Origin of the sequence: Luteibacter aegosomatis (assembly GCF_023078455.1) — a bacterium.
Taxonomy (GTDB): Bacteria; Pseudomonadota; Gammaproteobacteria; order Xanthomonadales; family Rhodanobacteraceae; genus Luteibacter; species Luteibacter aegosomatis.
The window spans coordinates 82477-94714 of record NZ_CP095740.1 but is presented as its reverse complement, the minus strand read 5'-3'; the positions used below and the strand labels follow the sequence as shown (position 1 = coordinate 94714).

The following is a 12238-nucleotide window of genomic DNA, read 5'->3' as shown; positions in this document are numbered from 1 at the left end:
CGACCTCGCCCGCTAGGGGAAATACCGATTGTTTTTGTCTATCGGGCGCTTAAGGGACCTCAGGCGGCGGCGAGGCCCAGCGGCAGGGCCGTGGACGCCTTGACGGTGCGCAGCACGAAGCTGGTATTCACGTCGGCCACGCCCGAGGCATTGAGCAGGCGGTCGAGCAGGAAACGCGAGAATCCGTCGAGGTCGGCCACGTACACCTGCAGCAGGTAGTCCATGTCGCCGGTGAGCGCATAGCAGGACACGACCTCCTCCCAGGCGGAGACCCGGTCGGTGAAGGCGTCGATGGCGGGGGATTCGTGATGGCTCAGTTGCACGCGCACGAAGGCCTGGAGGCCCAATCCCAGGGAACGCGGTTCCAGGCGCGCCCCATAGCCGGCGATCACGCCGTCCGCTTCCAGCTTCTGTACCCGGCGCAGGCAGGCCGAGGGCGACAGGTTCACCTCGGTGGCGAGGTCGGCATTGGTGATCCGGCCGTTGGCCTGGAGCACGGCGAGGATGCGCAGGTCGGTGCGGTCGAGGCTGACTTGCATGATTCTGTCTTCTTTCTGCCCATGATCGACCGATCATTGCACAGCTCGTGATCTTTCATGCAATAAAACAAGCCTATTGCGCACGATCCTGACTAAGCTGTTGCCCTACTCGTCCCACCGCCCCAAGGAGGCCCGCCATGGACACCCCCCGCCGCGTCGAACATCAGCAGACCGACCGCGGATACGTGCCCGTCTACGCGACCGGCACCGTGGAGCAGCCGTGGGCGAGCTATACGAAGACCGACCATGAGGTCTGGGACACCCTGTACCGGCGCCAGCGCGAGTTGTTGCCGGCCTATGCCTGCCAGGAGTTTCTCGACGGCCTGGATGCCTTCGGCATGGGCGAAGGCGGCATCCCGCGCTTCGACGACCTCAACGAGGTGCTGGGCAAGGCCACCGGCTGGACCATCGTGGCCGTGGAAGGCCTGCTGCCCGACGAGGTGTTCTTCGACCACCTGGCCAACCGTCGCTTTCCGGTGAGCTGGTGGATCCGCAAGCCCGAACAGCTGGACTACCTGTCCGAGCCGGACCTGTTCCACGACCTGTTCGGCCATGTGCCGCTGCTGCTCAATCCGGTGTTCGCCGATTACATGCAGGCCTACGGCAAGGGCGGCATGAAAGCCCACGCCATCGGCCCGGAAGCGCTGATGAACCTCACGCGCCTGTACTGGTACACGGTGGAGTTCGGCCTGATCCGCACCGACGCGGGCCTGCGCATCTACGGTGCCGGCATCGTCAGCTCGAAGGGCGAATCGATCTACTCCATCGATTCGAAGGCGCCTAACCGCATCGGGTTCGACCTGGAGCGGGTGATGAATACCAGGTACCGCATCGATACCTTCCAGCAGACCTACTTCGTGATCGACGACTTCCAGCAGCTGTTCGACGCCACCGGCCCCGATTTCACGCCGATCTACGCCAGACTGGCCGAAGGCATGCCGGTGTCGGCCGCGGACGTGCTTCCGAGCGACAAGGTGTTCCAGATCGGCACCCGCGAGGGCTTCGCCACCGGCGCGGACAACTAAAGCTCAACGGCGGCCTAACGAACGTCCCTCTACGATGCACCCACGTTGTTGAAATCAGGGTGGATGCATCGTGGTCGTTTTCGATATTCCCTTCGCTTCCGTCGGTCCGGGTCTGTGGTTGCTGCAGAAGAACGAGACCGAATTCGGTGAATTCTGCTCGCGCGACGATGCGCTGGCGTGTGCGCTTGCCGAAGGGCAGCGCATCGAGGCCGGGCGAAGGCCGGCACGGGTAGTCCTGAACATCGAGGGCAACGACGGACACTGGCGGGCGTTCGATACGTCGATCAAGCCGATCTGACCGGATTTTCCGACCATCCACCGAGGGGTGGGAGCGGACCCTGTCCGCGAACCCTCGCGGGTGGCTATCGCGAATGAGGCTGTGTAGTGATCGAGCGGGTTTTTACCGCTCGCCCGATCACCGCATGGCCTCATTCGTATGCGGGACAGGCTGAGGGTTCGCGGACAGGGTCCGCTCCCACCCGTAGCCCTTTGGCAGGTGGACGGGGTTTATCGCGGGCAAAATAAAACCCCGGCAGCCAGGGGAGGAGCTGCCGGGGTCGCGTCGGGTCCAGGCCATCAGGGGAAATGGCGGGACCCGGGACAACCAGGCGAATGGTTCGGCCTGTTTGCCAACAGGTCGCCTCTCGGCGATCGAATACTTAGATAAGGGCGGAGCCGTGAAGTTCCCGTATCACTTGGCGGTCGTGTTTGGGGTCTGTTTAACTTCGGCGCCCGTCGCATGGTCGGCCAGCCATGGGCGCACCTGGGCGACCCATAGCGCGTAGCCTTTCGGGTTCATGTGCAGACCGTCCCCGATGAACAAATCCGGCCGGGGCTGACCGTTCTTATCGAGCATGGCGGGCGCGACGTCGAGAAAGGCCACGCCTTTCTGGTGCATCGACCAGTCGCGGATCAGTCGGTTGGCTTCGGCGACCTGGGCCAGCAGGTTCGCGCGGGCCACGCTCGGCTTGATCGAGATGAAGGCGATCGGCACGTCGGGTTCGTCCTTGCGCACCTTGGCCACGAAGGCGGCGAAGTCGTCGCGTACCGTCGCCGGGCTGTCGCCGCCTTCCAGGTCGTTGTCTCCGGCATAGACCACGATCGCGACCGGGTGGTAGGGCTTCACGATGCGGTCGGCGAAGGCGGTGGCGTCGTCCATGTCCGAGCCGCCGAAACCGCGATTGATCGTGCGGTACGCCGGAAAGTCTGAGGCCAGCGAGCTCCACATGCGGATCGACGAGCTGCCCACGAAGAGCACCGCGTGCTCCGGTGGCGGGCGGGTCTTGTCGGCGGCCTCGAAGGCCTGGATGTCGCTTTCCCAGCGGGCGTGGTCGTTGTCGCGGGCGGCGGCGCCGAAGGCGAGGCCGAGAAGAACGAGGGCGAGGATCGGACGTTTCATCCGTCCGACCGTACCTCCTCAGGCTTTCGGGGGCAAACCACGCTCCACCGCGGTGACCTTGAGCACCGCCTCGATGCGCTTGCCGTTCCAGCGATAGATGAAGTGCTCGGCCTGCACGCAGGGCGCCACGACATCGGGGTAGAACGCCGCCACGCATTCGCCGCCGGGATGCCGCGCGCTGTCGTAGACGATGCCGTTGGAGCCGTCGTCGCGGAGGCTGCGCGCCAGCCGCACGCTCGCGGCGTACGAATCCGGATCGTGTTCGGCGCCCCAGCCGCCGCGGATGTCGTGCAGCCTCGCGCTGACGGCGGTCTTGTAGCAACGCACCTGCACGTCGGTGGGCGGCTCCTTCGTCGCGGCCAGGAAGGCCTCGCGATGGAATACCGTCTCCTCGATGGCGGTGGGGATGCTGTGCGCCGCGTAGAACACCCCCCAATGGCCATCGGAGAAACGGCTGCCTTCGGGCGGAATGTGGGCGAAGGCGGCCATGATCGGCGTCGTGCCCGGGCCCGAGACGCGCCGTGACGGCGGCACGAGGCTGAGCGCGCCCATCTCGTCGCGCAGGCGCGGGTTGGTGAGGGATTCGACGGCCATCACCGCGTCGATGTCACCCGGATCGGCGATGCGATCGAACAGCCCCACCGGCGGGAAGCGGCTGGGTACGATGCGGTAGGCCTGGGTCCAGCGGATCCGCCGCTGCGGCGGCAGCGCGCTCATCCGTTCCAACCGCGCTGGGCGTCGAGGTATTGCCGTACGACGTAGAGGTCGGCCACGTTCCCCGAGAGCATGCGATCGAGCGCGGAGCGTCCGCCGAACAGGGCCGCCTGGTTGGGCTTGCGCACCCAGGCGTCGGCCTGGGCGGGGTCGGGAAAAAGGATCTGCAGGTCTTTCCAGATGCCGAGCAGGTAGCTGATGCGCTCGATCGCGTCGCGCGAAAGAGCGCCATCCTGCTGTTTCTTCCACTTGAAATAGGTGGATTCGGGCGGATCGCCCAGAAGGGTGCGCTGCTCGGCGGCCTTGAGCTTCCAGTGCTCGGCAAGCGCGAAGAAGGCCCTGAGGGCCGGGCCGCCGAGGTCGGCGGCGTGGTTCGGTTCGGCATGGATGGCGGGGCGCATCTTCGGCTTCACCTGTGGAGTTGTGACCGATTCTACTCCATAACTAGATTTTTTGGTGTAGCCCTTCGCGATCCCGTTCGCGGACAGGGTCCGCGATGTCACTTCCGCGAGGCGATCCATGCGTCGACACGCTCCTCCAGCACCGGCAACGGCACCGAGCCCAGGGCGAGGATCGTGTCGTGGAACGCCCGCAGGTCGAACTTGCCGCCCAGTTCCTTCTCCGCGCGTTCGCGCAGCGCGAGGATCTTCAGGTAGCCCAGTTCGTACGACAGCGCCTGCCCCGGCCAGCTGATGTAGCGATCCACCTCGTTGGCGATCTCGCGCTGGCTGAGCGCCGTGTTCCGGGTGAGGTAGTCGATGGCCTGCTGGCGCGTCCAGCCCTTGTGGTGGATACCCGTGTCGACCACGAGGCGGCAGGCGCGCCACATCTGGTAGGTGAGATAGCCGAAGCGTTCGTATGGCGTGTGGTAGATGCCCATCTCGTTGCCGAGGTATTCCGAATACAGCGCCCAACCCTCGCCGTAGGCGGAAATGTAGCCATCGCGACGGAACGGCGGCAGGCCCTGCTGCTCGGCCGACAGGGCCAGTTGCAGCGCGTGGCCCGGCATCGACTCGTGCAGCGTGAGCGCGGGCATGTTGAACAGCGGACGCGACGGCAGGTCATAGGTGTTCACCAGGTACGTGTCGGCACCGCCGCGGCCCGAGGTGTAATACGGCGCGATGTCGGCCGGCACCGGCTCGATGGCGAAACGCTGGCGCGGCAGCAGGCCGAAATAGGTGCCCAGCTTCGCGTCCACCTGCTTGGCGACCCAGGCGGTGCGCATCAGCAGTTCGTCGGGCGTCTTCGCATAGAACTGCGGATCGGTACGCAGGAATTGCAGGAACGCGGGGAAATCGCCCTTGAAACCGGTTTCCTTCATCGTATCCAGCATCTGCGCGTGGATTTTCGCCACCTCGCGCAGGCCGATGGCATGGATCTCGTCGGGCGAGAGGTCGAGCGTGGTGTACTCGCGGATCTGCTGGCGGTAGTAGTCCTTGCCGTCGGGCAGCGATTCGGCGGCCAAGGTCGTCCGCGCCTTCGGCACGTATTCGTCGCGGAAGAAAGCCAGGAGCTTCGCGTAGGCGGGGATCACGCCTTCGGCGATGGCCTGGCGGGCTTCCGCACGCAGGGCATCGGCGTCGCTGGATGGCATCGTCTTGGGCAGCGTGGCGAAGGGCCGGTAGAGCGCGCTGTCCTCGGGCTTCGTCAGCTCGGCCACGGCGGCGATGGAAGCGTCGCGACCATCGAGCACGGCGCGCGGTACCGTGAAACCGCGCGCGAGGCCAAGGCGCATGTTGGCGATTTCCTGGTCCATCCAGGCAGGCACCTGCTTCAGGTGCGCGATGTAATTGCGGTAATCCTGCACCGTGCGCAGGTTGTCGCCCTGCAGCACGTAGCCCACGTCGGACCAGAACGCCGAGTCGCTGTTGAACGGCATCTGCCATTGCTTGAACGTCTGCGCGGCGGCAAGGTTGCGGATCTGCTCGCGATAGATCTCGAAGTTGATGCGCTCGCCATCGCTCAACGCCTTCGGATCGATGCGGTCGAGCTGCGCCAGCACGTCGTTCCAGTAGGCCAGGCGCTTGTCCTGGCTCGCCGCGTCGACGGTGTCCAGGCGGCCGCCGCCCGGCTGCGCTTCGCCGGAGGTGAGGATGCCCGCCTGGCCGTTGCGCCAGGCCCATTCCTTTTCGTAGATCGACTTGAACGCGTCGTCGGCGGTGGAGGCATGGGCGGTACCGGCGACGAAGCCGGCGAGGGCGAGGGTGCGGAGCCAGGGGGACATGAGGGTTCCGGTGACGGGGAAAGGCCCGATGATCGCACCGGCCATGATGCCGCTCCACCGCCATGGGTCATGGCGCGCGGCCTTCGCCGATGCGATCGGCTCCCACCCCTTCGGTAGCAGGGCTATCGAAACCTTGCCACCGAAGGGGTGGGAGCCGATCGCATCGGCGAATCACGACCGCGACATCACTCCAACCCGGCGTAGTAGACGCGCATCGTATCCAGGTACGCCTGCAGGTCGCGCCCCGGCAGATCCGCGAACGTCTCCCCCGACTCCTTGCAGCTCTCCACACGATCCGGCCGGAAGTTGCGGAACGCCTGCCGGTGCCGGCACCAGGCGCCGAGCGTCCACGAACCGCCCCAGAACGACAGGCACAACGGCTCCACCTCGCGCGTGCTCGCGCGGCCTTCGACGTCCCGGTACGCCAGGCACAGTACGCGCCGCCCCAGCACCGCCTCGTGCAGGCAGTCGAGCATCGCGGCGATGCGGTTCTGTTCGGGATCGCGCCAGATGGGCGCGAAGATCTTCGACTTGGCCGAGCGCTCGCGCAGCTCGGGTGGCAGCACCGCCTCGATCTTGATGAGCGCCGACTGCGCCTCGCGCGCCAGCCGTTCGCCGGCGAAGGAGCGAACGAAACGCGTACCGGCCACGAGGGCTTCGAGTTCGTCGGCGGAAAACATCAGCGGAGGGATGTCCGAGCCCTTGCGCAGCATGTAGCCGACACCGGCCTCGCCCTCGATGGGCACGCCGGAGAGCTGGAGATCGGCCACGTCACGATAGACCGTGCGTGGCGAGACCTCGAGCATGTCGGCCAGTTGCCGCGCGGGCAAGGCCGTGCGGCGCCCGCGCAGGGCGTTGATGATGAGGAACAGGCGATCGGCGCGGCGCATCCGCGCATCATCGCTTTCCGCGCGGCGCGCGGGAAGCGATGAAGGTCACGGGCGCCCATGGCCACGTCCTCACGCGGCCGCGCGGTTCTGCGCGCGGGCCAGGGCCGCGTCCTGGTCGGCGGCGCGGCGGATGGCCGGGCGAGCCGACAGGCGGGCCACGTAGCTCTCGAAGACGTCTTCGCGGGGCACCAGGCCCATGCCCATCGTCCACTCCAGCGCGTTGCCCCAAAGGATGTCCGCCGCCGTAAAGCGTTCGCCGAGCAGCCACGGCCCCGTGGCGAGCTGCGTGCGGACCATGTCCAGCACGGTGTCGAAATCGCCGTAGGGGCAATACGCCAGCGGCGCGGGGGCGTGCTTGAGGTGGCGATCCATCACCGCCGGCTCGAAACAGCTGCCGTAGAAGGCGAGCCAGCGCAGATAGGGACCGCGCAGCCGGTCGGACAGTCCCGGCGCCAGCCCGGCTTCGGGAAACAGGTCGGCCAGATAGCTGAAGATCGCCGTGCGTTCGGTCACCAGACTGCCCAGGTGCACGATGGCCGGCACCTTGCCCATCGGGTTGACCTTCAGGAAAGCCGGGCGCCGGCTCTCGCCCGCCGAGAGATTGAGCAGGTGCATGTCGTACTGCGCACCCAGCTCTTCCAGCAGCATCAAGGTGCTGGTGGAGCGGCTGTGCGGCGCGTGATGGAAAACGATGCGCTGGCTGTTCATGGCTTTCTCCCTCTGGGGTTCGTCGATGGTGGCGCGGAGCCGGTCCCACGGCACGGGTCCGTCCGTCATCAGGCCGCAGCGGGACAGCGGCGCGTACAGGTCGGCAAGTCGTTCAAGGAAGCGATACATGCGGGTCCCCTCCCGGTGGCTCGGTAGGGAAATCATGGAGGGGGGCTACTGACAACGTGCTGTCAGCAGCCCCTACAATGGACGTTTTCGCGCCAGAGCCCGTCCCGATGACGAAATCGATTTCACTGATCCAGTTCCTGATCGAAGCCAAGCGTGCCGAACGCATCACCGGTGAGCTGAGCCTGCTGATCGAAGTGGTGGCCCGCGCCTGCAAGCGCATCTCGGTGGCCACCGGCAAGGGCGCCCTCGGCGGCGTGCTGGGCAATGCCGGGTCGGACAACGTGCAGGGCGAGGCGCAGAAGAAGCTCGACGTGATCTCCAACGAAATCCTGCTCGAGGCCAACGCCTGGGGCGGCCATCTCGCCGCCTGCGCGTCGGAGGAAATGGAAGACCCCCAGCCGATTCCCGACGCGTACCCGAAAGGCCACCACCTGTTGCTGTTCGATCCGCTCGACGGCTCGTCGAACATCGACGTGAACGTGTCGGTGGGCACCATCTTTTCCGTGCTGCGCTGCCCCGACGGCGTGACCGAAGCCACCACCGCCGACTTCCTCCAGCCGGGCACCGAGCAGGTGGCGGCCGGTTACGTGGTGTACGGCCCGAGCACCCTGCTGGTGCTTACCTTCGGCCATGGCGTGAGCGAGTTCACCCTCGACCGCGAGATCGGCAGCTTCATCCTCACCAAGCGCGACATCACCATTCCCGCCGACACGGGCGAGTTCGCCATCAACATGTCGAACCAGCGCCACTGGGAAGCCCCGATGCAACGCTACGTGGGCGAACTGCTGGCCGGCACCGAGGGCCCGCGCGGGCGCGACTTCAACATGCGCTGGGTGGCCTCGATGGTGGCCGACGTGCATCGCATCATCACCCGCGGCGGCGTGTTCTTCTATCCGCTGGACGCCAAGATCACCGGCAAGGGCGCCACCGGCAAGCTGCGCCTGATGTACGAAGCCAATCCCATGGCCTTCATCGTCGAGCAGGCGGGCGGTGCCGCCACCACGGGTCGCGAACGCATCATGGAGATCCGGCCCACGGGCCTGCACCAGCGCGTGCCGGTGTTCCTGGGGTCGAAGAACGAAGTGGAGATCGCCACGCGGTATCACCTGGAAGCCGACGGGACCCGGGGCTGATCGCTCCGCGGGTTTCGCCGATACGATCGGCTCCCACCCCTTCGGTAGGCAGGTCATTCGGACCTCGCCGCTGGAGCCGATCGTATCGGCGATGAATACCGCCCGTGTTCCGCCACCTTTACGCCCGCCCGGCGCCGCCGCGCGGTCCGATCATCCACCAGCCTTCCCATTCGCCCCATCCATGACCCCGCGCAGCGTCCGTTCCTGGCTCGTACCGTTCCTCGCCGTCCTGCTCGCCGGTTGCGGAGGCCACAAGGCCGATACGCGGCCGGACACGGCCGTGCCCGTGCTCGCCGCCAAACCACGCATCGGCCTGGCGTTGGGCGGCGGCGCGGCCAAGGGTTTCGCGCACATCGGCGTCATCAAGATGCTCGAGGCCAGTGGCATCCATCCCGACGTGGTCTCGGGCACCAGCGCGGGCAGCGTGGTGGGTGCGCTCTACGCGAGCGGCATGGACGCCTTCCGTCTCCAGGAACAGGCCTTCGCCCTCGACGAGGGGAGCATCCGCGACGTGCGCTTCTTCTCCGGCGGCCTGGTGCAGGGCCAGAAACTTCAGGATTACGTGAACCAGCTGCTCGGCCAGCGGCCGATCGAGAAACTGGCCAAACCCTTCGCCGCCGTCGCCACCCAACTGGAAAACGGCGAGCGCGCCGTCTTCATCCGTGGCAACGCGGGCCAGGCCGTGCGCGCGTCGAGCAGCATTCCCGGCGTGTTCGAGCCGGTGGAGATCAACGGCAGGCATTTCGTCGACGGCGGCGTGGTGAGTCCGGTACCGGTGGACGCCGCGCGCCAGCTAGGCGCCGACATCGTCATCGCGGTGGACATCTCCGCGCGTCCCGACGGCAACAATCCCGGCAGCATGGTGGGCATCGTCGGCCAGTCGATCACCATCATGGGACGCAAGCTGGCCGAGCAGGAGCTTTCTCGCGCCGACGTGGTGATCCGCCCGAAGGTGGGCCAGATCGGGCCGACCGACTTCGACCAGAAAAACGTGGCGATCCTGGAGGGTGAACGCGCGGCGCTCGCCGCCCTGCCGGCCATTCGCGCGAAGATCGCGGAGAAGACGGCGGCCATGGGCAAGCCGCCGGTACCGGCACGCTAGGAGCCGCCACACGGCCGCACCCCGCTCGGTAGGAGCCGATTCATTGGCGATGCCAGGTCACGACACGGTTAGGAATCGCCGAACCTTCGATCAGCCCGCGTCGATCAACTCCAGGGCCGACTGACGCCCCAGCGAGAGGATGTCGTCGGACAGGCCCGGGTCGGCGACCGCGCGGGCGAGCGACATGCTGCCCACCAACGAAGCGAACACCGTCATCGCCAGCGTGCGGCGGCGCTTGCCGCGAACCGTGTCGGGCAGCGTGGACATGATGAGTTCGACCATTTCCGTGTAGCCGTCGGTAAACGCTTCGCGCGTGCTGTCCGGGCGACGCGCCATCTCGCCGGACAAGGTGGCGGCGACGCAACCGGTTTCCGGATGGTCGCGATGTTCCGCCGAAAGGTAGGCAGCGACCAGCGCGCGCCAGGGTTCGCCGCGAGACGCCGCCACCTTGGACGACATCTTCTCCACCGAAGCGCTCGAACCGGTGGCCACGCACTCGCGGACGAGATCTTCCTTCGAACCGAAGTGATTGTAGAAACCACCCTGGGTGAGCCCGACGTCGTTCATCAGGCTGACCACGCCGACCGCGTCGATACCGTCGGCTCGAAACCGCTCGGAGGCCGCCTCGATGATCTTCTGGCGGGTCTGCTCCTTGTGGCCTTTCTCATAACGCATGCTGCTAACTCCCCGGGATGGTTCCACCGGTAACCATTCTAACGCCTCCTTGCGGATTGAAATGTCGATCCTCATCAAGTGTCTCACGCGCTTGCCGACACCGCTCGTCCGCTCTATGAGCTTATTCGCAAAGGATTTTCAGAAAACTTCCATGTCGAGCGGCGGTGTTCGCTGATAGCGTGACTCTTGCCCCTTGTGGCAAGCACGTTTCGCCTTCAACACGAGCCAAGGATGCCGTCATGACGCCCCCTTCCCGCCGCCGCGCCCTCTGCGTGGCTCTCGCCGTCGCTTCGGCTTTCATCTCTCCTCTCGCCGCCGCCCTCGACTACGATTCTTCGCAAATCTATGTCGAGAACTGCGTGGTGAACTGGAAAGACCAGACCTACCGCGCCAAGTGGTGGACCCCGCCGGGCCACACCCCCGACAACGTCGACAGCGCGCCCAACCCATGGGATACCTCGTGGGAGCGCGTCGCCACGGGAACCCCCACCGGATGCCCCACCGAACCCGTGCCCCCGCCCCCCGGCCCCGGCAACCCGGACGGGCCCGGCACGCCCGGCGAGCCGCGCAAGGTGCTGCTGAGCCGATTGCTCGCCGACGAGGCCGCGCTGACCTCCAGCCCGCTCATGCAGTCGGTGCGCCGCTCCGTCCGAACGCTCGACAACGCCACGGTGGAAGCCGTGAACCCCGGCCGGCCGCAGAACCCGGCCAACGTGCGTCGCGTGGAATCGATCGTCGACGAGGCCACGTTCGATTACCTGTTCCCGTTGCGCCAGCCCGAGTACACCTATCACGGCTTCCTCCAGGCGGTGGCCAAGTTCCCGTCGATGTGCGCCGACTACGACGACGGACGCGACGCCGACGCCGTCTGCCGCAAGACGCTCGCGACGATGTTCGCCCACTTCGCGCAGGAAACCGGCGGCCACGAGTCGTGGCGTGAACAGGAGGAATACCGCCAGGGCCTCATGCACGTGCGCGAGATGGGCTTCGACGAGACCAAGAGCGGCTACAACGGCGAATGCGGCGCCGACGGCTGGAGTACCGAGGCCTGGCCGTGCGGCACCTGGCCCGACGGTCGCTACAAGAGCTACTTCGGCCGCGGCGCGAAGCAGCTGTCGTACCACTTCAATTACGGCCCGTTCTCCGAGGCCATGTACGGCGACGTGCACGTGCTGCTCGATTCACCCGAGCGCGTGGCGAACACCTGGCTCAACCTGGCCAGCGCGAGCTTCTTCTACACCTATCCGCAGCCGCCCAAGCCCTCGATGCTCCACGTGATCGACGGCACCTGGCAGCCGAACGCCGCCGACCTGGCCGACGGTCGCTCGCCGGGCTTCGGCGTCACCACGATGATCATGAACGGCGGCGTCGAATGCGGCGGCACCGGCCCCGAGCATGCCGCGTCGGCCAATCGCATCACCTATTACCGCGCCTTCGCGGCCAAGCTCGGCGTGCCGCTGGAGCCGAACGAGACGCTCGGCTGCCGCGGCATGAAGGCGTTCGCCGAGAACGGCGCGGGCGCCCTGCCGATCTACTGGGAAAACAACTGGACCCAGGAACCGGGCTGCAAGCTCGTCACCTACCAGACCGCGCATTCGGCGCTGAAGGACGGCGACTACGTGCAGTGCGTGCGTCGCGCGTTCCCCGAGGTGGAGATCGTCGACGACACCCGGTCGTAAGACGACGGGGCTTCCCGCGCG

Annotated in this window: 13 protein-coding genes; 5 read left to right on the top strand and 8 right to left on the bottom strand. The window is 66.5% G+C overall.

All coding sequences use genetic code 11. The features are described from left to right. Positions 1-59: 59 nt before the first annotated feature. Positions 60-539, bottom strand: coding sequence for an Lrp/AsnC family transcriptional regulator (locus L2Y94_RS00405; protein WP_247372170.1), 480 nt, complete (start codon positions 537-539; stop codon positions 60-62). 137 nt (positions 540-676) lie between these two features. Between L2Y94_RS00405 and phhA the strand changes: the two genes are divergently transcribed. Further along, positions 677-1564, top strand: a complete 888-nt coding sequence (gene phhA / locus L2Y94_RS00400; protein ID WP_247372168.1) for a phenylalanine 4-monooxygenase — start codon at positions 677-679, stop codon at positions 1562-1564. Positions 1565-1634: 70 nt separating this feature from the next. Continuing rightward, complete coding sequence (locus tag L2Y94_RS00395) at positions 1635-1862, top strand: hypothetical protein (RefSeq protein ID WP_144911852.1); 228 nt, start codon at positions 1635-1637, stop codon at positions 1860-1862. Positions 1863-2255: 393 nt separating this feature from the next. Here L2Y94_RS00395 and L2Y94_RS00390 read toward each other — a convergent pair whose 3' ends face one another. The 6 genes from L2Y94_RS00390 to L2Y94_RS00365 form a co-directional block, all read right to left on the bottom strand. Beyond that, positions 2256-2963 (bottom strand): SGNH/GDSL hydrolase family protein, encoded by a 708-nt coding sequence (locus L2Y94_RS00390; protein ID WP_247372167.1) that lies wholly within the window; start codon positions 2961-2963, stop codon positions 2256-2258. Between the two features lie 18 nt (positions 2964-2981). Further along, positions 2982-3680: an RES family NAD+ phosphorylase gene (locus L2Y94_RS00385; RefSeq protein WP_247372166.1), complete on the bottom strand. Its 699-nt coding sequence runs from the start codon at positions 3678-3680 to the stop codon at positions 2982-2984. After that, positions 3677-4078, bottom strand: coding sequence for an MbcA/ParS/Xre antitoxin family protein (locus L2Y94_RS00380; protein WP_247372164.1), 402 nt, complete (start codon positions 4076-4078; stop codon positions 3677-3679). The genes L2Y94_RS00385 and L2Y94_RS00380 overlap by 4 nt, the downstream gene beginning before the upstream one ends. A gap of 98 nt (positions 4079-4176) precedes the next feature. Beyond that, positions 4177-5901, bottom strand: a complete 1725-nt coding sequence (locus L2Y94_RS00375) for a DUF885 domain-containing protein (protein WP_247372162.1) — start codon at positions 5899-5901, stop codon at positions 4177-4179. Positions 5902-6086: 185 nt separating this feature from the next. Next, a complete protein-coding gene (locus L2Y94_RS00370; RefSeq protein ID WP_247372161.1) occupies positions 6087-6791 on the bottom strand; it encodes a helix-turn-helix transcriptional regulator in 705 nt (234 codons plus the stop codon). A 69-nt stretch (positions 6792-6860) separates the two neighbouring features. After that, positions 6861-7499, bottom strand: coding sequence for a glutathione S-transferase family protein (locus L2Y94_RS00365; RefSeq protein WP_247375381.1), 639 nt, complete (start codon positions 7497-7499; stop codon positions 6861-6863). A gap of 236 nt (positions 7500-7735) precedes the next feature. On the opposite strand from L2Y94_RS00365, the gene L2Y94_RS00360 reads away from it, so the two are divergent. After that, positions 7736-8761 (top strand): class 1 fructose-bisphosphatase, encoded by a 1026-nt coding sequence (locus tag L2Y94_RS00360; RefSeq protein ID WP_247372159.1) that lies wholly within the window; start codon positions 7736-7738, stop codon positions 8759-8761. Positions 8762-8942: 181 nt separating this feature from the next. After that, complete coding sequence (locus L2Y94_RS00355) at positions 8943-9863, top strand: patatin-like phospholipase family protein (protein ID WP_247372158.1); 921 nt, start codon at positions 8943-8945, stop codon at positions 9861-9863. A gap of 90 nt (positions 9864-9953) precedes the next feature. Here the strand turns inward: L2Y94_RS00355 and L2Y94_RS00350 are convergent, their stop codons facing one another. Continuing rightward, the gene (locus L2Y94_RS00350; RefSeq protein WP_247372157.1) at positions 9954-10538 is read right to left on the bottom strand and encodes a TetR/AcrR family transcriptional regulator; all 585 of its coding nucleotides are present in this window, start codon (positions 10536-10538) and stop codon (positions 9954-9956) included. 239 nt (positions 10539-10777) lie between these two features. Between L2Y94_RS00350 and L2Y94_RS00345 the strand changes: the two genes are divergently transcribed. After that, complete coding sequence (locus tag L2Y94_RS00345; RefSeq protein ID WP_247372155.1) at positions 10778-12217, top strand: glycoside hydrolase family 19 protein; 1440 nt, start codon at positions 10778-10780, stop codon at positions 12215-12217. The last annotated feature ends 21 nt before the right edge of the window (positions 12218-12238 follow it).

Excerpts from the sequence above, each read along its gene's own strand:
- L2Y94_RS00405 (WP_247372170.1), bottom strand. The coding sequence starts at position 539 with ATGCAAGTCAGCCTCGACCGCACCGACCTGCGCATCCTCGCCGTGCTC.
- phhA (WP_247372168.1), top strand. The coding sequence starts at position 677 with ATGGACACCCCCCGCCGCGTCGAACATCAGCAGACCGACCGCGGATAC.
- L2Y94_RS00390 (WP_247372167.1), bottom strand. The coding sequence starts at position 2,963 with ATGAAACGTCCGATCCTCGCCCTCGTTCTTCTCGGCCTCGCCTTCGGC.
- L2Y94_RS00385 (WP_247372166.1), bottom strand. The coding sequence starts at position 3,680 with ATGAGCGCGCTGCCGCCGCAGCGGCGGATCCGCTGGACCCAGGCCTAC.
- L2Y94_RS00380 (WP_247372164.1), bottom strand. The coding sequence starts at position 4,078 with ATGCGCCCCGCCATCCATGCCGAACCGAACCACGCCGCCGACCTCGGC.
- L2Y94_RS00375 (WP_247372162.1), bottom strand. The coding sequence starts at position 5,901 with ATGTCCCCCTGGCTCCGCACCCTCGCCCTCGCCGGCTTCGTCGCCGGT.
- L2Y94_RS00370 (WP_247372161.1), bottom strand. The coding sequence starts at position 6,791 with ATGCGCCGCGCCGATCGCCTGTTCCTCATCATCAACGCCCTGCGCGGG.
- L2Y94_RS00365 (WP_247375381.1), bottom strand. The coding sequence starts at position 7,499 with ATGAACAGCCAGCGCATCGTTTTCCATCACGCGCCGCACAGCCGCTCC.
- L2Y94_RS00360 (WP_247372159.1), top strand. The coding sequence starts at position 7,736 with ATGACGAAATCGATTTCACTGATCCAGTTCCTGATCGAAGCCAAGCGT.
- L2Y94_RS00355 (WP_247372158.1), top strand. The coding sequence starts at position 8,943 with ATGACCCCGCGCAGCGTCCGTTCCTGGCTCGTACCGTTCCTCGCCGTC.
- L2Y94_RS00350 (WP_247372157.1), bottom strand. The coding sequence starts at position 10,538 with ATGCGTTATGAGAAAGGCCACAAGGAGCAGACCCGCCAGAAGATCATC.
- L2Y94_RS00345 (WP_247372155.1), top strand. The coding sequence starts at position 10,778 with ATGACGCCCCCTTCCCGCCGCCGCGCCCTCTGCGTGGCTCTCGCCGTC.